The organism is Alkalimonas sp. (genome assembly GCF_020831925.1).
Taxonomy (GTDB): domain Bacteria; phylum Pseudomonadota; class Gammaproteobacteria; order Enterobacterales; family Alteromonadaceae; genus Alkalimonas.
Map to the genome: position 1 here is coordinate 93022 of NZ_JAFIFQ010000002.1, position 20757 is coordinate 113778.

Genomic DNA, 20757 nt, shown 5'->3' on the forward strand with positions numbered 1-20757 from the left:
TAAAACAAGTCCCTGTCATGCTTTGGCTGCATGACACTCCAGAGCAATATGCTACAATGCGAAGCAATTTCTCTGTACAGGATTTGTCATGACGCAACATCTGGTGGTTACCGCTATAGGCACCGATCGAACCGGCCTGGTTAGCCAGTTAGCACGGCTGGTAACGGACTGTCACTGCAATATTCTTGATAGCCGCATGGCAATATTTGGCCATGAACTTACCTTTATTATGTTATTAGCTGGCGAACCAACGGCCATAAGCAGAGTAGAACACTTGTTGCCAAGCCTTGGACTTGAACTGGATTTGCTGACCATGATGAAACGCACTCCTGCGCACGAGCTACCACCAGTGGCCAGCCATTACGTGCTGAGCTATCAGGGGCCGGATAAAGTAGGCACCCTTCGTGCCATCACGGCTTTGCTGGCACAGCATCAGGTCTCCATTGCCGCCTTACGTTCAAAAACCATTGCAAAAGATGATGGCCAGTGGATGGAAGCCAGCATGACCATGCAATTTATGCAGGATCAGTCGGTGCCTGAGGTCAAGCAGGCGGTGGAGAGCCTAATGCATGAACTCGGTTTAACCGGCGACTTCAGTGCCCAAATTTAAGGAGCCTTTGATGATTCCACCTCTACCTCAGTTCAGTTTGCAGGGCAAAGTTTCAGATGAAGAATGGCAATTGCGGCTGGATTTAGCCGCCTGTTACCGTTTAGTCGCCCATTTTGGCTGGGACGATCTCATCTACACCCATTTATCGGCACGCTTGCCTGGTACTGATCACTATCTGGTCAATGCCTTTGGTCTGACTTTTGAAGAGGTCACTGCATCCAATCTGGTGAAGGTTGATTTGCAGGGTACTATTCTGGATGACACACCTTTTCAGATCAATCCGGCAGGTTTTACCATTCACAGTGCCATCCATGAAGTACGGGCAGATGCCCACTGCGTGATCCACCTGCATACGCCTGCTACCATTGCCGTCGCTAGCCTTGAAGGTGGCCTGCGTCCGCTTAGTCAGTACTCGATGTTTTCCCTGCCATCGCTCTCATACCATCAGTACGAGGGCTTGGCGGTGAATGCCGAGGAAAAAGCCAGGTTGCAAGCAGATTTAGGACAGAACAATCATTTGCTGCTGGTCAATCATGGTGGTTTAACGGTGGGACCGACTGTGGGCGATGCCTTTATGCGGATGTACGACTTGCAACGCGCCTGTGAAATTCAGGTGTTGCTGCAAAGCTGTGGTGAAAAAACAATCGAAGTACCACAAGCCATTCAAGATGGTATTTACCAACAAGCCAAGCTGGTGCATAGTGGCAGTACAGGCGGCCAGAAGGCCTGGCCCGCGATGCTACGTAAAGCTTGGCGACTCGATCCAGGCTTTGCCCGTTAATTTGGTTTCTGCTCTGAAAAGGAAGCGCTATGAAAGTTATCCGCGTTGAAGTGTTCGATATCCACTGCCCTGAGCGTCCGGCCTGGACCCCGGTTTTTGTGCGCATCCACACCGACGAAGGCATTCATGGCGTCGGCGAAGCCGGCCTGGCCTACGATTTAGGTCACAGTGCGGCAGCCGCCATGATCAAGGAAATGGCCGAAGCCTTTTTACTAGGTCATGACCCGTTCCAAACCGAAAAACTCTGGTCGCGGATGCTGCGGGAAAGCTTCTGGGGGCTGGGTGGTGGCCCGGTGGTGTATGCGGCGATGTCGGCCATTGACACTGCGCTTTGGGACATTAAAGGCAAAGCTCTGGGTGTACCGGTCTATCAGTTGCTTGGCGGCAAGGTGAACGACAAACTGCGTACCTACGCATCACAGCTGCAATTTGACTGGGGCCCGGAATTCAAAGCCCTGGTTCACCCAGAACAGTATGCTGAAGCCGCGTTAAAAGCCATCGCCGAAGGATACGATGCGGTCAAAGTCGATCCAATTCAGTACGATAAAGATGGCAACACCTATTACGATCGCACCAACATTATTTCCCGCACCGAGATGAAACTCTATCGCGCCAGAATGCGGGCCATTCGGGAAGCGGTTGGCGATGAAGTGGACATTATTTTCGAGTGCCACAGCTTGCCTGGCGCTACCAGCGCCATTCAGATTGGAGAAATCGCCGAAGAGTTCGATTGCATGTACTACGAAGAGCCGGTGAACTACTTAAACCACTCATTGCATGACAAGGTCGCCCGCAAGGTGAAAGTACCTATTGCAGGTGGCGAGCGACTGTACAATCGCTGGGGCGTGCGTCCCTACTTTGAAGATCAAAGCATCGATGTACTGCAACCGGATATCGGCCTTTGCGGCGGCTTTACTGAAACCAAAAAGGTGTGTGATTACGCCGATATCTTCGATATCCGCATTCAGGCTCACGTCTGTGGTGGTCCGGTAGCTACTGCGGCCGCTCTGCACCTGGAAACGGCCATCCCGAACTTTCTGATCCACGAGCACCATACCTACGCTTTGAAACGCTGGAACCGCGAGCTCTGCCTGCAAGATCCTCAACCGGTCAACGGCTTTTTCCAGGTGTCAGAAACACCTGGCATCGGTATTGAGCTCAACGACGAAGTGGTGATGCGTTCACAACGGGTAGAGATTAAATAAGCGCCACCGGCGAGCCAAGACGTGTCCTTACGGTTTTCGAGTAGCTACACCAGCTATTTCAGTGACCGTTCGGGCCTTTGCTCGCTCGATAATCTTTACCAATACAGATTGAATCGCTTCATCCTCCCGCACATCAACACTGCTGGCAAAGCGCTGCTCCTGTGCTGCTGCGCCAGCTTCGGCAACAAAGCTTACCACCACTTCAGTAACGCAATCCGGCGTCTTGCAGCCCTCTACCGAAGAACCAAAATACGCTAAGGTAATGTGAGGATAACCATCAAAACCTTTCTTGACTTGTTTTGCGATGCGTTTTTTTGCTTTATCCAACTTCATAAGAGGCCTTGCCCGGTAAGTTATGGCGAGACTATAGCACTAAAGCTAAGCCTGTATGCCAATAAACGGCTGGAGCTTTCAATCTAAATGCTTGGCGGCAATAGCTTCGACCACGGCATTGGCGGAACGCACAGCCGATTCAAGCAGCGGTACCCCTTCATAGGCCCAGGAGCCACAAAAGAAGACTTTGCGACCAGGCTGGCGGTGCCATTCTGCCAGCGCCTGATGCACACGAGCATTCGCGGCGCCAACCACGGCACGTTGCAGTGGTATCCGGGCCAGCACGGTGTCCGGTAAAGGTTCGAACAATGGGTTCCAGGTCTGAAACACAGCTGCTTTGTCGTTGAGATCAGGTTGCAACGGATTGACCCAAACGGTAAACATGGCTTGTTCCAGCGCCTGGTCCATCTGAAAGTTCAGAGCCGTCCAGTCACGTTTGTCCAGCGGCATAAAGCGAGGGTCCTGATGAACCCAAAGCTCCCCTGAGTCAAAGCTAATGGTTTGCAGCAGCGCCCGCTCCTCAGCAAACTGCTGTTCATCCAAAAAACTCAGGTGATTGGCTTGGGTCGCAACAATGACCCGATCGTACAAGCCTCCGTCACCCCGTTCGTTGAAAACCTTTACTCCCACATCGTCCTGCTGCAACTGCACGACAGGGCTGCCACTATGCAGCTGCAAGTTCTTGCTCAAGGCATTCACCAGCGCAGTGGTACCTCCTTCAAGGCGACAAAGACCACCGTGGTGCAGAATGCTGTGAAGCAGCGTAAGCAACTGCCTTGCCGGCCAGTTCAGCAGATATTGTTCCTTGCAGGTGCAGATGGTGGTTAGAATGGGCAGTACCAGCCCACGCCAAAATAGCAGATCAATGCGATGCTGCTGCAATACGTCGCCAAGGGTAAGATCGCTTTGATGTCGTTCAAGCTTGTCGGTTAAGCGGCGCAGTTGCCAGATCCCAAGCCCCAGACGCAGGGCGCGACCATTGAGATAACGCCAGCCACCAACAAAAGGCCAGCCTAAAAGCGGCAGCTCGCCGCTTTTGAACCAGGTTGCTCGGTTGCGCCAGCTACAGGACGTAAAAGTACGAACACCGAAAGTAGTAACACCAAGCTCTTTGGCAAGTTGCAACACCTTAGGCCAACTGGCTGGGCTCATCACCCGCAGTGGCACATCCACCAGGCCACCGTCTACCCTGAGAGCATGAGCATCCATGCCATGGCTGTTCAGGGCTTCAAAGAGTGTGACTTGATGCCCAGCGCAACGCGCACGATAAGCCGCAACAAGCCCGGCCATACCGCTACCAATTACCGCGATGGAATACTGGACTCCAGGCTCAGCCATCATGCATACTCCTTCTGTAGTTGTCTTTCTACATCAAGGTAGCATAAGTAGCTTTATTTCTCTGTCTGCGACGAAGGCAGCGCCATGATCAGGCTGTAAACAAGCTCTGGTGCAGCTGTTTAACCACAGGAGTCGCATCGGCGTCCTGTACCAAGAAACACAAGTTGTGCTTGGAAGCGCCATGGCAAATCATGCGCATATTCACACCTTCCAACGCCTGGAACAGCTCACCGGTAATACCACGACTACTGTGCAAGTGATTGCCAATGACGGCCACCAAACTTAAACCATGTTCCACTTTCACTTCACCGAGCAGGCGCAACTCCCCTATCGCCGTTTCTGTCAGACTATCAAAAGCACTACCGGGGGCTTCATCCAGAGTGAGTGCTACACTGATTTCTGACGTTGTAACCAAATCTACTGAGATATGATGACGACTCAACACATCGAACACTCGGGTCAAAAAACCAGCAGCATGCAACATGGCTGGGCTTTTCACCGTAATCAAGGTCTGGGATTTACGCAGGGCAATGGCTCGATAGGCCGGGCGCTCGGTGACCTCACGGGCAATCCAGGTGCCGCCAGCCTCAGGCTCCCGGCTGGAACCAACAAAGACCCGGATATTTTGTCGCACGGCTGGCAACAAGGTCGCTGGATGCAATACTTTGGCACCAAAGGTAGCCATTTCGGCGGCTTCATCGAAGCTGATTTCGCGAATACAACGTGCCTGTTCAGTTAAACGGGGATCGGTGGTAAAGATGCCAACCACATCGGTCCAGATTTGTACCACACTGGCATCCAACGCCTCACCCAGCAAGGCGGCACTGTAATCTGAGCCACCACGGCCTAAAGTAGTCGTCTGTCCCTGCGCATCAGCACCGATAAAGCCTTGCATCACCAAACGCTCGCTGCCAAGCAGGGGTTTGATTTGTTGCTGACACAAAGCACGGATAGCATCGACTTGAGGCTCAGCTTTACCAAAGTGACTGTCGGTACGAAGCACCAGACGGCTGTCAAAGCAGGCGACAGCCGCATCCCGCTCAGCCAGTACCTGGGTAAACAGCACTGAACTAAGGCGCTCACCAAAAGAAAGGATCTCATCTTTTTGTTGGACACTGAACACAGCACCCGCCTGTTCGATCAATATACGCAGCTCAGACAACAACACATCAATGTGCGCAGCTACCGCTTCCGGGTGGCTAAGCGCCTGCAGCACTGCCATGGTAATGCGTTCAATTTCGGTGTATGCCGTAAAGCGTTCGGTAAGTTCGGTATGCTGGCTAATGGCCACCAACTGATTGGTAACACCAGCACTGGCGCTGACCACTACGACACGAATGCGGTCGTCGGCCAACACAATATCGGCACAGCGGGACATGGCCTGGAAATCGGCGACACTGGTGCCACCAAATTTAGCAACGATGAGTTCAGACATGGATCTCTCCTTATGCAGCAACAATAAGCAGAGCACGGCATTTGATAAAACCGGAAACAGGCAGGCAGCAAAAGCAGGCATGCTGTTAAGCAGTAAACAAAGGCCAGAAGCTCTCCACCAGGGTTCAGGTGACAGTCCCAGGGATTCAGCCCTGGCGACCGAAGCTATACGCTCTGTAACGTACGCTCCTCGGCGATGCTCCCCTCCTCTGTGCTACGATGTACAGACATCTAACACAGGCTACCTAAGCAACGCGCCTCTTCTGGTCTATCGAATTCGATGGACGGCGCTACTCTAACCAGTTCACGACTGAAAATCAATAGCTATCTGGCCGTCTGCTATTTTTGATGCAACTGCCTTAATTCAGGCTGAATTCAACTTGGTATGGCTACAGTAAACGTTCTTTTCATGCGATACTGTCTCATTCATGATGTTAAGCACTGAGTTAGGCTCAGAACCTATTTAATTCGGCAACAGGATGCAATGCCAAAGTGATTTTTTTTGTCCGCGCTGTACTGGTTGCGCTTTTATTACTGACGACTTCCTTTGTCACTTTGGCTGAAGGCCAAACCCGCCTGCAAATTCAGGGGGTATCAGGCTCTGCCAGAGACAATGTAGAACTGTATCTGGCCAATTTCGCCAATGGTGAGGTCTCAACATCACTGCGTTTTCAGGCCCGGCTTGAGCAAGAAGCAAGAGTAGCATTAAGGGCTTTGGGCTACTATCACCCCAACATCGAATTTAGCATTGAACGACCAGCCCGTGGCACCACCCTGGTCATGACGATAGAACAGGGGCCCGTCACCCGCTACCAACAAGTTGATATTCAGATTCAAGGCGAAGCCGCAACCGATGCAGACTTCATCGCTCTGAAAGATCGGCTTGCACCAAAGGTTGGCGATGCAGTACATCATGGCCGCTACGAACAACTCAAAAGTAGTATGGGTAATCTTGCGCTACGAAAAGGCTATTTCAAAGCGGATTTCAGCAAGAATATACTAGCCATATCCGAAGCACGACAAGAAGCCAGATTAACATTGCACTTTGACAGTGGGCAGCGTTACCGTTTTGGCGATGTGCGTTTTACTGGCTCACAAATCCAGGAGCCCCGACTTTTCTCCCTGATCCCATTCCAAAGTGGTGATCCTTACCTGGCCAGTCAGTTGGGTGAGTTTAATCAAGCCATCGCCAATACCAACTGGTTTGGCTCTATTTTGATCGAACCTGATGGCGAGTCACTGGAAGACAGTGAAGGCACTGTACCATTGCATGTAAAGCTGGAACCCAGAGCACGCAACAGCATGGAGCTTGGTGTCGGTTATGCCGATGTTCAAGGAGCACGCTTAAAAGCCAACTGGAACAGGCCTTGGTTGAATGATCGAGGGCATAGCCTGAATAATCGCCTGGCTTTATCCGAAATTGAGCAGAGCCTGGAGTCATCTTATCGCTTGCCACTTCGCAACGTGGCACAGGATTTTTATCAGTTTCAGTTTGGTGTGAAGAATTTCGACAACCAGGACGGCAAAGGCCAGGATTATACCATTGCAGCAGAGCGGCACTGGTTACTCAGCAATAAGTGGTATCGTACTGTTTCCATGCGCTGGCTTTACTCCGAGTTTACGCAGGCGGAACAAGAAGACAGGAGTAACCTGCTGATGCCCGGGATCAGCTTCACTCGTAGCCGTAGTCAAGGCGGTATGATGCCTACCCGAGGTGATCGCTTGCTCTTTTCATTGGAAACCTCTGACAGGGCCTGGGGCTCAGACAGTCGTTTTATTCGCTTTCGTAGCAGAGCCAACTACATTACTAGTTTTGGTAGTGACCACCGAATAGTGACCCGACTTGATGCCGGTGCAATTTTGCTGGAGGAAGCCACAGCGCTCCCACCTAGTCTGCGTTTTTTTGCCGGCGGCGATGGCAGCATTCGAGGTTATGGCTATGAGCGGGTAGCTCCTCGAGATGATGAAGATCGCTTATTGGGTGGCCGTTATATGTTGACCAGCAGTGCCGAGTATCAATACCGTGTGACCGGCAACTGGTGGCTGGCAACTTTTGCCGATTATGGCAGTGCCTGGAGTAAAGATCCGGACTGGAAACGTGGCGTTGGTCTTGGCATTCGTTGGGCCTCTCCGATTGGGCCTGTGCGACTGGACTTTGCCTGGGGCCTCGATCATGGCACCGGCAAATCACGCCAGTTTCAGTTGCACTTTTCATTGGGGCCAGAGTTATGAAGTGGCTACTCAAACTGAACAAAGGCTTTTGGTATAGCGTGCTGCTGTTTGTGCTGCTTACGGTCGTGCTTGCCTTTAGCCAGCCAGGGCTACGTTTTAACCTCTGGGTAATCGAACGCATGGTGCCCGAACTAAGCATAGGTAAGGCAGAAGGCAACCTGCTAAATGGCTTTACGTTGCACCAACTGCATTTTGCTCAAGAGGGTATCCAACTTAAGATAGATCGGCTTGAGGTAGACAACCACCTCCCCTGCCTGCTCGGCTTTAGTTTGTGTATAAATAAGCTGCAACTGGATCACGTAGATATTCAACTACAACCAGAACCTGCCACTGACGATGCTGAAAATACTGAGCTTGCGTTGCCACAGATTTGGGTTCCATTCCCAATCAACATTCGCCAGCTTCAACTCAATCAGTTGGCGTTTCAAACAACCGACTTAACGGTGACGCTGCACCAGTTTGATAGCAGCTTTGAGCTGTGGGGCAATCGACTTGTACTGCAACCAACGGCTGCGCATCAGTTAGCCATTGTTAGCAACACTGAGGAAGCCGTCTCAGAACCTTTGTTGGAGCAGCCAGACAGTACAGAGCTGTTTAGCTGGCAAGGCCTGCATCTGCCTGAGCTGTTGTTTCCACTGCAGGTCGATATGATTGAGTTTCAGCTGCATCAGCTTAGCCTGAATCATGAGTTGCTGCTTGATCACGTTCAATTCGGTTTGCTGCTGGAACGTCGTAAACTGCAGCTGATTGATTTCAGTGCACGCCAGGATCAAGTGGAGCTTCAAGCTCAGCTTGAACTTTCGCCTCAGCAAAACTATCCAATCATGGCCAGTCTGCAGCTGTCTCATCCCAGTTTGTTAACTGGAAAAACCCAGGTAACTGCCGCCATCACAGGGGATCTATCTGCCCTTATGCTGCAATTGTCGGTAGATGGCATCATGCAGTCTCAGGTCAATGCCGAACTGGATTTACTTACCGATAAGCTCCCTTTTAAACTGCAGCTGCAAAGTGACGCCTTGCAATGGCCGCTTGATACCGAACCAGAGTATCAGCTCACCGACACCAAGTTGGTGGCAGAAGGCAACCTGCAGCAGCTAAATGCCCATCTGAAAAGCCATGTTCGCGGTGAGTTAATTCCGGCTACCAGCATTCAACTGAATGCGAAACTCAACAGCCAACAACTTCTGGTGGAGCAACTAATACTGGGCACCTTAGGTGGGCAGATCCATGCCTCTGGTCAGCTGGATCTCAAAGAGCAGTTAGCCTGGCGCAGCAGCTGGCAGTTTGAACAGTTGGATCCAGGGTTGTATTGGCCAGATTATCCGGGACTTATTTTTGGCAGCAGTCAACTAAATGGTGTACTGACACCAGAGCAAGGTTGGCAATTGCACCTTCCTGAGGTACAACTATCTGGCTGGTTAAGGGAATTTCCACTTCGCCTCGATGGACAACTGTCTTTGCAAGATGAAGATGGCTCTGGTGCTATTCAGTTGAGTGTTCTGCCCCTTCGCTTGCACCATGGTCAAAACCGACTTGAACTACAGGGCACACTTACTGATCAGTGGCAGATGGCTGCCGAGGTATTTATCGTTGATTTTTCCGACTCGGTTGCGAATGCCCAAGGCGAACTTGCTGGAAAAGTGGTACTAACTGGTTCAAGAGACACCCCAGCCATACAGCTAGAGCTTTCGGGCAGCGAGCTGGGCTGGCTAGATTTAGTGTCTATCCAACATGCGGCACTTAGCGGTGAGTTGGATAGCCGTCAGCCAATGCAAACGCGGCTGAAGATGACACTTGAACAACTTCAGCTGCAAGACCATCAGCTCGATGAGATTGAGCTCGAGCTGTCAGGCACTGAACATGAACATCATCTGCAGTTGGCTGTTATTGGGACAGCACTAAGTGCTGAACTCAATCTTAACGGTCAGTTTGATCGAGCCGAACAGCGCTGGTCTGCTCAATGGCACAATAGTTGGCTAAGCAGTGACCTGGGGCGCTGGCAGCTGCAACAACCGCTGCAGATGCAACTCCTAGTCGATCAACAACAGCTAATACTATCGGCTCATTGCTGGCAGCGGGAAAGTGCAAGCCTTTGTTTGCATGAGGAAAGTGTACTCAGCCAGCAACAAGCAGAGCTAAAACTCGCGATGCAGGACTTCGAACTGAGTTGGTTAGAGCCCTGGCTGCCCACCTTTACCGACTTGGAAGGCCGTCTGCAGGCAAACAGCCAGCTCAGCTGGCACGCTAACTCTCCTTTAGAGGCATCCCTCGCGCTTAGTATCGAGCAAGGACAGTTCAGCTACCACTACGACCATCCTCTGGAATTACCCTGGCGCGATCTGCAGGTGCAAGCTAGCCTGCAGCAGGATCAGTTTTCCATGAGCTGGCAACTGGAAGTTACTGAACAGGGCCGCATGCAGGGCCAACTGGCGTTGCGTGAATTGGCCAGTGATGACAGGCAGCTGGCAGCTGATATCCAGATCGATCAGTTTAGTTTCGAGTTTTTACAACCTTTGCTGGATGAGTACAGCCAGCTCAGCGCCATACTGAATAGCCGGATCCGGATTGAAGGCCCCCTGCAGCAGCCGGATGTCACAGGCCATCTAACCATTCAGGATGTCTCAGTGCGAGGCCAGATGTCCCCTATTGATATCGAGCAAGGTGAACTGTCGATTGACTTTAAAAATGACAGTGCTGTATTGCAGGGTTTTGTCCAGACCCCTCAGGGGCAAGTCAGGTTGCAGGGTGATAGCCAATGGGCTGATCTTGCAGCCTGGCAAGCGGGGCTGAAAATTCAGGGAGATGCGTTATCTGTTCAGATCCCTCTTGGCCGGATGCAGGTCCAGCCGGATCTGATGTTAACTGTAAACCCCGAACGCGCGCTGATCAGTGGCACTATTGATATTCCGTGGGCGCGCATGGTGATTGACAGCCTACCTGATGCCGCAGTCAGCACCAGCCGCGATGAAGTACTTACCGATGAAAACTTTGTGCCACTGACAGAAGCCAGTGATAGCCGACCTATAGCCATTCATACCGATATCAGGGTGCGCCTTGGCGACCAGGTCCGTTTTGCAGCCTTTGGCCTGCGCAGCCACATAGCTGGCAGTTTGCAAGTTCGACAGGACAGTGAACAACCTCGCCTTTATGGTGAGTTAAATCTGGTAGATGGTACCTTCCGCTCTTATGGTCAAGATTTATTGATCCGCCGAGGTCAATTGCTGTTTAATGGTCCGGCCGATCAACCGTTTTTAAATCTTGAGGCCATCCGCAACCCGGACAATATCGAAGATGATGTCATTGCCGGGATCCGTGTGAGCGGTCCAGCCGATGAGCCAACCTTCCAGATTTTCTCTGAACCGGCCATGGCTCAAGCTAACGCTACCTCCTACCTACTGCTTGGCCGAAATTTGGACAGTGAATCCGGTAGTGGGGCCAACCCGGTGACAACAAGCCTGATTGGCCTTGGCTTGGCATCCAGCTCAAAGCTGGTTGGTAATATTGGTGAAGCCTTTGGCGTACAAGACTTAACACTGGATACGGCAGGAAGCGGCGATCAATCCCAGGTCACTGTCAGTGGCTATCTGACCCGCAATTTACAAGTAAAGTACGGTGTTGGCATTTTCGAGCCTTTCGGTGAGTTTACTTTACGTTATCGCTTGATGCGTAATCTCTACCTGGAAACCGTGACAGGGCTGGAACAATCGGTGGATGTGCTGTACCGCTTTGAATTTGATTGAATCCCCTTACCCGGCTCTTAGCAACAAATGAATGTATTTGCCCAAGGACGCATAAGGCTCTTGCCGATTGTACTTAAGTTCCATCTCCAGTAGCTCTGAGAAATGGCTTTGTTGCATGGCCGGTTGGCGCAAATAGTCATGAAAACAACGCACACCTGTCTTACTGAGCACCTGAAAACCTGCAATGTCACACCAACTGAGTACCTCAGCAGGTACCAGCGGATACTGTGGGCTGAGTGATACCGTTTTACGCTTACTTAAACCATCGGTCACGTAGTCAAAGTTGCCATAAATCATGTTACCAAAGCGCTTGGCATCCAGGTTGTAAAACATCAGCGACAGCAGTCCCCCTTGTCGTACTAACGCTTTTAACTGCCCAATAGCAGCTTTCGGCTCAGCCAGCCACTCCAGCATGGCATGGCACAACACAATAGAATACTTCTCACCCTGATGACTTAATTGCTGCAAACTGCTTTGCTGACAATGGATCTGATGGCTAAGCCCAAGTGCTTCGGCTTGCTGGACAGCCAACTGCAACATGGCAGCCGATATATCCGTTAAAGATATAGAGTGACCGAGCTTGGCAAGTTCCAGTGCAAGCTGCCCCTGGCCGGCTCCTACGTCCAAAATGTGCTGCGGCTTTTGAAACTCGGGCAACTCAAGCAGATCACGCAACAACACCTGCTGGCGCAGCTGACCTTTTGTGGTCTGATAAATGTTGCGTTGGAATTTCTGCGCTATGCTGTCAAAATTACGATCGTTTATTTTGCTCATGGATGACCCAATGGATCCTCTACTTAAATCGTTATTGATGCCTTTGCCATTGTTGCTGCTCTGGTTGTTGCTCGCAGCTGCGCTTTGCATTGTCAAAAAGAAAGCAGGCCTATGGTTGTTGTTCCCTGCAATCGTAGCACTTTGGCTTGGCAGCAGCAGTGCAGTCACCGAGCGCTTAGCGGCCAAACTGGAGCTTCGCTACCCGACATATCAGTCTACCGCTGGTGTGGATAATATCATTGTCCTTGGCTGCTATCACAGTGATTATACGTATTTACCCTTAAGTAGCCGACTGGCCGAGTGCTCATTAGCCAGACTAACTGAAGCCATCATTCTCTGGCATCAGCATCCTGAGGCCAGGTTGATTGTAAGTGGACACTTAACCGGGTTATCAGGCAACCATACCCAGCTAGCAGCGGATTTCGCCATAGCTTTGGGCGTACATGAACACAAAATTCTCCGCCTTACTGAACCTACCAATACGCAGCAAGAAGCAGCTACAGCAGCGCCTTTGATCGTTGATCAACGCAATGTACTGGTTACTTCGGCTATCCACATGCCACGCGCCAAGCGTTGGTTTGACTACTACGGTGCAAATGTGACAGCTGCACCTGCTCATTACCAGGTAAGGCGTCCGGCAGCTGAGCACGGCATAGCCGGCTACCTACCCTCGCCACAGGGCATTCGCACACTCACGCTGGCACATTACGAATACCTGGGGCTTTGGCAACAGCGCTTGAAGCTGTGGTGGGATCCGGAAAACCCCTGACTGTTCAAAGCACTAAGCTGGGTTCGGTATATCAATAAACTCTACGGCAATACCGGTTTCAGCAGCCAGCCATTCACCTAGCGCCTTGACGCCGTAGCGCTCAGTAGCATGATGACCGGCCGCAATAAAATGAATGCCTTGCTCGCGAGAACTGTGGATGGTTTGCTCCGATACTTCGCCGGAAATAAAGAGATCGGCTCCAGCGTGCGCAGCGGCATCTATGTAGCCCTGACCACCACCAGTACACCAGGCTAACTGCTGCACCTCTTGCTGACCGGCACTATGACTTAGTACTGAACGACCTAATTTTTGCTCCAACAAAGCAGCCACCTGAGACAGCGTTTTTGCCTGTGGGTAAAGACCATGCATCACAACACCAGTTGGTTGAACCCCAACCAATGGCTGCACATCCGTTAATTCAAGCAGCTGCCCCAGTTGTGCATTGTTACCAAGTTCCACGTGCACATCCAAAGGCAGGTGGTAAGCAAACAAGTTGATATCATGCTGCAGTAATGTTTGCAGGCGCTTCTTTTTCATGCCGGTGATGCTGGCTGCCTCACCTTTCCAAAAGTAGCCATGATGCACCAGAATGGCATCCGCTTTTGAGGCAATGGCAGCATCAATCAAGGCCTGAGAAGCGGTAACTCCCGTTACAACTTTAGCGATTTCAGCTTTGCCTTCAACCTGTAAACCATTCGGACAGTAGTCTGATACCAGCTCAGGGTTAAGTTTGTTGGTAAGCAGTGACAGCATAAGCTGACGATGAATGGTGGTCATAGTTTTCTCCTACTCTGCAAGAGTCATTCTAACAGCCAGACAGATCTCAACATAGACACAAATTTGTCAGAAAGCAGTGAATGTTGTATAACTAATCAGCACCCGATTCTAACTACAACAGGAACAATCAATGAGCAAACTGGACAAAGACCAAGTCATCGCTGAGTTCACTGCTGCATACAAAGCTGCTTTTGGTAAAGAGCCGCAGCTGGAGCAAAAACCTGGCTGGTTTAGCGTGGATGGCGGTAAAAATATTCGCTTAGCAGAGCTATCTGAGTTAGCTCAAAGTTATGGCGCCTCAAAAGCACCAACCAAACCTGCAAAAGCGGCCGCTAAGCCAGCAGAGAAATCAGCTGCAAAGCCAACAGCAAAACCGGCTGCAAAGAAAAAAGTAGCGGCCACTAAAGTTGGCAAGTCACGCCCATTAGCGCAGCAAGCCGCTGCTGCCAGCTGGGCTGAGCAAATCGGCGATGGGAAACGCATGCCACGTGGTGCACGCTAATTTACACAGCACCCTTTTTAACAAAGAAGCTTGCCGTTATAACGGCAAGCTTCTTTACTGATCTCAGTGCGTTTAATACTGATAGCTGAAGGTTAAACCAGAGAATGCCGTATAACCGCGGATCCCCACATGCCAGGTCCCTGCTTGCGGATTATTAAAGGTACAAACTTCTTCATTACCATTCCGATATGGCCGGCAATCCCATACTTGCTCAGTCGGCGCATTACCATAACGTATGTACAAGTCGGCATCTCCCGTGCCACCAGTAATCCGGAAAGTAAGCTGACTGACGCCAGAAGGGATGTTATAGCTGCCACGTAACCACTGTCCGGTAGAGCCTGATAAATTATGGAAAGTTTGGCCGCCACCTGGGTTACCTCCACCACCACTGCCGTCACAACCATTGTTAGTGATCCAGTCATGCGCGGCTTTAGCGCGTACAATACCCCAGCCATAAGAAGTGTTTCGGCCTGACGTTCCTCGACGCTCTGCGGTCAGATTGAGTACGTTTCGAATCTGGGTATTGGTGCATTGCGGATGATTGCTCCACACCAGGGCGGCAACACCTGCTACATGAGGCGAGGCCATCGAGGTACCACTGATACTGCGATAGCCACTGTTTATCCAGGTAGAGGCTACATTCACACCAGGGCCAGAAATTTCGACCTGAGAATTTCGCTGTGAAAAGCTGGCCAGGTTTTTATTGGAATCAACCGCAGCAACCGATACCACAGCATCGTACGACGCTGGATAAGAAAAGCTGGTATTACCAGCATTCCCTGCTGCAGCAACCAACAACATACCGCTGTTATTGAAACTATTCATCGCATTGCGCTCGGTGGTATTGGAGCTGCCACCACCCAAACTCATGTTGACCACCTTGGCACCTGCGTTCTGACACGACTGTATCGCCTGGATCAGGTTTGAAGCATTGGTCCAGTTTCCTGAATTATTGAATATTTTTACGTTGTGCAACCCCACCAATCCGGATGGCAAAACCCCCACCACACCGATGTTGTTGTTCAAAGCGACAATGGTTCCGGCAACATGAGTGCCGTGTCCATTACCGTCTGTAGACCAAGCGCCATGACCAGAGAAAGTTGAACCTGTTACCCCGGCAGATGGCAAGTCCGGATGCCCAAGCTGATACCCAGTATCAATTACACAGACCTTCATATTGGTCGCGTTGGCATCACTCACCTGATTGGCTTGAACCATTGTGATGCCGTAAGGCGTGGTCTGAGCCATGGGTGTGATGACATCAGCAATATAACGCTTGTGGTCCAGTTCGATGTATTCAACCGCTGGATGTTTTGCAAGCTCATAGTATTGTTGACGACTTAATTCAGCCACACTGGCCTGCACGATGTCCAGGTGCATAATGGCGTTTACCCGATACTGCGCCAATACATATTCTGCCGCATGAACTGAAAACGCTTCTGCATCGGATAGACGCTCAAAATCCGCAGCAGGCTTAATACCAGCGGCTGCTAATAACTCCGGTGCTTGAAACTTGATGATGTAACGCTCAGACTGTCGGTTATCAGGTCTCAGTGTATGAGAAGCTCCCTGACTAGCAGAACTAAGACCAATGCGATCATCTGCGATTACGGTACCAGCGATACTGGATAAGGTGAAGGTACTGGCAATAGCCAGTGCTAACTTGGTTGCTTTTGTGTTGTTCATTTTTTTTGTTCCAATGTTATTCTAATGACACCTCCATGTTTTATTGTCCTTTCACAAAGAGTGTAACGCGGACAACTGCACAAAAAAAACACACAAAAACCCATAAATTCATGATAAAATTATTACATCGTACCTGATACCGTGCTTATTTGTTAATTTTTGTTTGTTGTAGGAGCAACTAACAACCGAAACCAAAAGCAGGTACCCTGCGGCTGATTCGCTTCAAAACCGATCTCGCCACCATGAGCTTCAATGATGTTTTTACAAATGACCAAACCCAACCCAGTGCCCTGTACTTGTTTGCTATCAGAAGCATCGGCTTGGGCAAATTTTTCAAACACCCTGGCTTTAAAGCTCTCCGCAATACCGCAGCCATGATCGGCAACAGTCACTTGCAACATATTGCCATGACCTATCAGACCTACACTGACCTCACTTCCTGGCGGTGAAAACTTGATTGCATTGGACAATAGGTTATCCAGTACCTGACGTAGTCGCATCTTGTCTCCAACCACAAGTGGAACATCCCCTTCTGTGTTAAAACCAATAGCGACATCAAAGCGACGAGCGTACTCAGCTATACCCGATATGGCGTCCACTATCAGATCTTGCAGCTGAATGTTTTCAGACTTTAAACTCATTTTCCCGGCAGCAAACTTCTGCACATCCAGCAGATCATTAATAAGCTCAGACAAGCGTTCGCTATTTCGTAAAGCAGCAGTGATCAACTCTTGATAACTGGATTGAGCGGGTGACACTATTTTATTATCAATCAGGGATAAAGCTCCTCGAATTGAGGTTAAGGGTGTTCGAAGCTCATGACTGACGGTAGAAATAAACTCATCCTTAATCTGATTGAGTTGCTTTAACCGCTGATTACTTTGCGACAACTGCTGCATACTCTTTTCAAGTTGCTTTGTTCGCAGTGACAGTGCAGCAGAGCTTTGCTCCAATGCTTTGGTACGTTCAGCCACTTTGCTTTCCAGCAACACCTGAGCTTCGCCTTTCTCTTCAATCGATTGCTTTAACAAACGGTTGACTTGGCGGATATGCTGAAGTCGATACCAATGGGCCGCCAAAGCAAACAGCAGCAGCAACACAATCAATAACAACTGATAGCCAGTTTGCTGCCACCAATAAGGCAGGATTTCAAGTTGTAATACATCCTTTTCATCAGACATCAAGCCATGATTATTGCTCGCCATTAACTGAAATTGATAACGCCCGGGTGGCAGGTTTGAATAAAAGGCATTGGGGCGCTCAGCAGCATAAATCCAGCGCTCATCAAAACCCTTTAGCCGGTAACGATACTGATTACGGCTCACATCGTGATAATCCATCGCCGAAAAATTAAGCTCCAGACTGTTCTGGCCAGGTTGTAGTTGCAATGCGGCTTGGTTCGGATGAAGAAATAAGGGGATCAACTCGCCATGATTAATACGATAAGCCGTTACCATTGGCACGGGAGGCTGTTGATTCACCCACAGCTGCTCTGGCTCTGCTTTACTAAGGCCGTTTAAAGTTCCCAAATACAAACTGCCGTCTGCTGCAGCTGCGATAGCCCCAGCATTGAGCTCTGTCGCTGATAAACCATCCTTATGGGTGAAAGTAACTATGTTTTCGAACTCCGAAGATATCAGACTCAACCCCTGAGCACTTACTAACCAGGTGCGATCATCCGAGTGCAAAGCCCCCAACATATGATCACTGGCTAGCCCATCGCTGGCATAGAGGACTTTATAACTGTCGATGTCCGGTTGCCAAAACAAAGTCCCCCGGTTGGTACAAATGATCAAGGCGCCTTGGCCATCCTGATTCAGGCACTGAATGGTATTGGAGGGGAGCCAACTATTATTGGCGAGATTGAGCTGTTGAACAAAGCCTTCATTGGCATCCAACAAGTAAAGGCCATTGTAGCGGGTACCAGCCCAGACACGCCCATCCGGCATCGCATGCATGGTTTGGACGACTTCGTTAGCTCGTTGCCGTTGAAAATCCTCGGCAAAATGTCGTGTACGTCCGCTATCTTGATGATAATGCAAGACCCCCTGTCCCCAAAGTCCAAACCAGATGCTGCTATCTGGCAATACCACCATATCCCGAATAATGGGACTGCTGGCAAAATTCGTAAAAGGTATCTGGTAGGGCTCTATCTGATCCTGCTCTGGCAGGTAATGAAATAAACCGGCTTCAGTAGCAATAAATATTTGACCGCGGGGTGAGCTTACAATCCGATTGACTCTGGCCGAAGTCTCATAACTGCTGATTTCACCACTTGTAAGTTGCATCCGGTACAAACGTTCAGAAGTTCCAAACCAAAGAATACCAGGCTGGCTTGCATTGAGGCTGTTGATGGACAGTTCATAGCGCCGTTGCCACTCAGGCAAATCGGCTAAAGTTAATTCGCTAAAAGCGCTGCGAGCAAAGCGGGTATGATACAAGCCGCCATCACGAGTACCAAGCCAGAGCACCCCGCTTTGATCCAGCAACACCGAGCGAATATTCAAACTAGGCAGCAAAGTGGTTTCCTGCCGAAAGAGCTTGTAGCTGTTATTGATTAAGTCGAATTGAAATAAACCTTCGTAGCTACCAATCACCAGCAGATCAGATGATATCGGGTAAATTGTGTTGAGAATAGGCGGGAAATCATAATCGCCTTCGCCGGGTACCGGAAAAACCTGGCGTTGCCAACTATCAGGTTCAAACGCAAGTAATCCTGAGCGAGAGCCAACCCAGACCTTATCCCGGGCAAAGTACAAGGCTCGGGCCTCATTCTGCCGGCTACTCGCGGCAGCTTCAGGAAACAGTGAACGTCCAACTTGCAACCCAGTCGAGGCATGCCAGCGATGCACCCCTTGGCTGGTACCAACCCATATTTCGCCTTGCTTGCCTGCCGCTAGGCTCCAGACGCGCTGGTGTAAAAGTGGCTGCTCACTATCGGTACTGCCAATCTGAGAGACCTTATCGTCAGATGCGATGCGAAACAAACCTGCCGTAGTACCGACCCACAGAGCACCATCATCGGCCTCCAACAAGGATTGAACCTGATACCCATCCGTTAAAAAGCGAGTTAAGGAGCTACGAGATGGATCCAGCCGGCTTACCCCCTGTCCCCAGGTTCCGGCCCAGAGCTGTTGCTGACTATCGAGCAATAACACCCCAACATCGGTAAACGGTTCCTGCTGCGCCTCTTGCTCAGTTAACAAAGGTACCTGGATAAATTGATAGCCATCAAACCGCAGCAAACCGGAATCAGTTGTTCCTAACCAGATAAAACCAAGTTCATCCTGCACAACAGCAAAGATGGTGGTATTAGGTAATCCATCATCAATGCCAATACGATTGATATTCGCTTGAACAGCAAGGGATATCATAAAAGCAAATACCAATAACAATAGGGTAAGGGCTTTGTTCAAAGTCAAATCCATTTAAAAGGCCTGTAATTCACTTTAAATCGAACCGCAGGTGCCGTCAAAACATTCACCATTCTTCGTGCATTAAAATAGGTTTACACAGAAGAAATGGCAATTTACCGTGGAACACTTTCGTTCAGGCTTGCCTTTCCGTAGAATCAGCCCCATATGCGAATGAACATCAACCATGGAGTACTCTGATGTCAGAGATCAAACACAGTCAATTGCTTATCCTGGGTTCAGGCCCTGCCGGCTATACGGCTGCAGTCTACGCAGCCCGCGCTAACCTCAAACCGGTGCTCATCACTGGTATGCAGCAAGGTGGCCAGCTGACCACCACCACGGAAGTTGAAAACTGGCCGGGTGATCCGCATGGTTTGACCGGGCCTGCACTGATGGACCGCATGAAAGAGCATGCAGAAACCTTTGATACCGAAATTGTGTTTGACCATATCCACACAGTGAACTTAAAACAGCGCCCTTTTACCTTGCAGGGCGATAATGGCACCTACAGTTGCGATGCACTGATTATCTGTACCGGAGCCTCTGCCAAATACCTTGGTCTGGAGTCCGAGCAAGCATACAGTGGTCGCGGTGTCTCTGCTTGCGCCACCTGCGATGGCTTTTTCTACCGCAACCAAAAAGTGGCGGTAGTTGGTGGTGGCAATACCGCCGTTGAAGAAGCACTGTACCTATCCAACATTGCCTCTGAAGTTCATCTGGTGCACCGGCGTGACAGCTTCCGTTCGGAGAAAATCCTGATCGACCGGTTGATGAAAAAAGTCGAAACTGGCAACATTATTTTGCACCTGCACCGTGAATTGGACGAAGTTTTAGGCGATGAGATGGGCGTGACCGGGGTTCGGTTAAAGTCCAGCAACGGTGAAGCACCCGAGCAACTGGATGTTCAGGGTGTCTTTATTGCGATTGGTCACAAACCCAACACCGATATTTTCGCCGGCCAGCTTGAGATGCACAATGGCTATCTCAAAGTACAATCCGGTACTGAGGGCAATGCCACTCAGACCAGCATCCAAGGTGTCTTTGCCGCTGGCGATGTGATGGATCATATCTATCGTCAGGCTATTACTTCTGCGGGCAGTGGCTGCATGGCTGCGCTGGATGCAGAACGCTACCTGGATGCCCTGAATAGCTAAGTACTG

General features: G+C 50.3%; 15 protein-coding genes and 1 riboswitch. Of the genes, 8 read left to right on the forward strand and 7 right to left on the reverse strand.

What is annotated here, in order from left to right:
• The first annotated feature begins 88 nt into the window (after positions 1–88).
• Genes JJU14_RS01355 through JJU14_RS01365 form a run of 3 tightly spaced genes read left to right on the forward strand, consistent with a single transcriptional unit; the run spans position 89 to position 2596 of the window.
• Positions 89–610: an ACT domain-containing protein gene (locus JJU14_RS01355; RefSeq protein WP_228610770.1), complete on the forward strand. Its 522-nt coding sequence runs from the start codon at positions 89–91 to the stop codon at positions 608–610.
• A 13-nt stretch (positions 611–623) separates the two neighbouring features.
• Positions 624–1391 carry a class II aldolase/adducin family protein gene (locus JJU14_RS01360; protein WP_228610857.1) on the forward strand — a complete coding sequence of 256 codons (768 nt, stop codon included), beginning with the start codon at positions 624–626 and terminating at the stop codon, positions 1389–1391.
• Between the two features lie 29 nt (positions 1392–1420).
• Entirely contained in the window at positions 1421–2596 is a 1176-nt protein-coding gene (locus JJU14_RS01365; protein ID WP_228610772.1) for a mandelate racemase/muconate lactonizing enzyme family protein, read from the forward strand.
• Between the two features lie 27 nt (positions 2597–2623).
• On the opposite strand, the gene JJU14_RS01370 is transcribed toward JJU14_RS01365, so the two are convergent.
• From JJU14_RS01370 to lysC, 3 genes are all read right to left on the reverse strand, one after another.
• Positions 2624–2929 carry a hypothetical protein gene (locus tag JJU14_RS01370; protein ID WP_228610774.1) on the reverse strand — a complete coding sequence of 102 codons (306 nt, stop codon included), beginning with the start codon at positions 2927–2929 and terminating at the stop codon, positions 2624–2626.
• Positions 2930–3007: 78 nt separating this feature from the next.
• Positions 3008–4267, reverse strand: coding sequence for an FAD-dependent oxidoreductase (locus JJU14_RS01375; RefSeq protein ID WP_228610777.1), 1260 nt, complete (start codon positions 4265–4267; stop codon positions 3008–3010).
• 88 nt (positions 4268–4355) lie between these two features.
• Entirely contained in the window at positions 4356–5702 is a 1347-nt protein-coding gene (gene lysC / locus JJU14_RS01380) for a lysine-sensitive aspartokinase 3 (RefSeq protein WP_228610779.1), read from the reverse strand.
• 99 nt (positions 5703–5801) lie between these two features.
• Positions 5802–5972: riboswitch (Lysine riboswitch) on the reverse strand.
• A 221-nt stretch (positions 5973–6193) separates the two neighbouring features.
• Between lysC and JJU14_RS01385 the strand changes: the two genes are divergently transcribed.
• Both JJU14_RS01385 and JJU14_RS01390 read left to right on the forward strand, forming a co-directional pair.
• Positions 6194–7933: a BamA/TamA family outer membrane protein gene (locus tag JJU14_RS01385; RefSeq protein WP_228610780.1), complete on the forward strand. Its 1740-nt coding sequence runs from the start codon at positions 6194–6196 to the stop codon at positions 7931–7933.
• Positions 7930–11673 (forward strand): translocation/assembly module TamB domain-containing protein, encoded by a 3744-nt coding sequence (locus tag JJU14_RS01390; RefSeq protein WP_228610782.1) that lies wholly within the window; start codon positions 7930–7932, stop codon positions 11671–11673. The genes JJU14_RS01385 and JJU14_RS01390 overlap by 4 nt, the downstream gene beginning before the upstream one ends.
• Before the next feature lie 6 nt (positions 11674–11679).
• On the opposite strand, the gene JJU14_RS01395 is transcribed toward JJU14_RS01390, so the two are convergent.
• Positions 11680–12447 (reverse strand): methyltransferase domain-containing protein, encoded by a 768-nt coding sequence (locus JJU14_RS01395; RefSeq protein ID WP_228610784.1) that lies wholly within the window; start codon positions 12445–12447, stop codon positions 11680–11682.
• A gap of 10 nt (positions 12448–12457) precedes the next feature.
• Between JJU14_RS01395 and JJU14_RS01400 the strand changes: the two genes are divergently transcribed.
• Positions 12458–13216 (forward strand): ElyC/SanA/YdcF family protein, encoded by a 759-nt coding sequence (locus JJU14_RS01400; RefSeq protein ID WP_228610786.1) that lies wholly within the window; start codon positions 12458–12460, stop codon positions 13214–13216.
• Between the two features lie 12 nt (positions 13217–13228).
• Here the strand turns inward: JJU14_RS01400 and JJU14_RS01405 are convergent, their stop codons facing one another.
• Positions 13229–13993 (reverse strand): Nif3-like dinuclear metal center hexameric protein, encoded by a 765-nt coding sequence (locus JJU14_RS01405; RefSeq protein WP_228610788.1) that lies wholly within the window; start codon positions 13991–13993, stop codon positions 13229–13231.
• Between the two features lie 130 nt (positions 13994–14123).
• Here JJU14_RS01405 and JJU14_RS01410 point away from each other — a divergent pair, with 130 nt between their 5' ends.
• A complete protein-coding gene (locus JJU14_RS01410; RefSeq protein ID WP_228610790.1) occupies positions 14124–14495 on the forward strand; it encodes a hypothetical protein in 372 nt (123 codons plus the stop codon).
• Between the two features lie 72 nt (positions 14496–14567).
• On the opposite strand, the gene JJU14_RS01415 is transcribed toward JJU14_RS01410, so the two are convergent.
• Both JJU14_RS01415 and JJU14_RS01420 read right to left on the reverse strand, forming a co-directional pair.
• Complete coding sequence (locus JJU14_RS01415; RefSeq protein WP_228610792.1) at positions 14568–16181, reverse strand: S8 family serine peptidase; 1614 nt, start codon at positions 16179–16181, stop codon at positions 14568–14570.
• A gap of 152 nt (positions 16182–16333) precedes the next feature.
• On the reverse strand, positions 16334–19609 hold the full coding sequence (locus JJU14_RS01420; protein ID WP_228610794.1) for a sensor histidine kinase: 3276 nt from the start codon (positions 19607–19609) through the stop codon (positions 16334–16336).
• A gap of 185 nt (positions 19610–19794) precedes the next feature.
• Between JJU14_RS01420 and trxB the strand changes: the two genes are divergently transcribed.
• A complete protein-coding gene (gene trxB, locus JJU14_RS01425; protein ID WP_228610796.1) occupies positions 19795–20751 on the forward strand; it encodes a thioredoxin-disulfide reductase in 957 nt (318 codons plus the stop codon).
• The last annotated feature ends 6 nt before the right edge of the window (positions 20752–20757 follow it).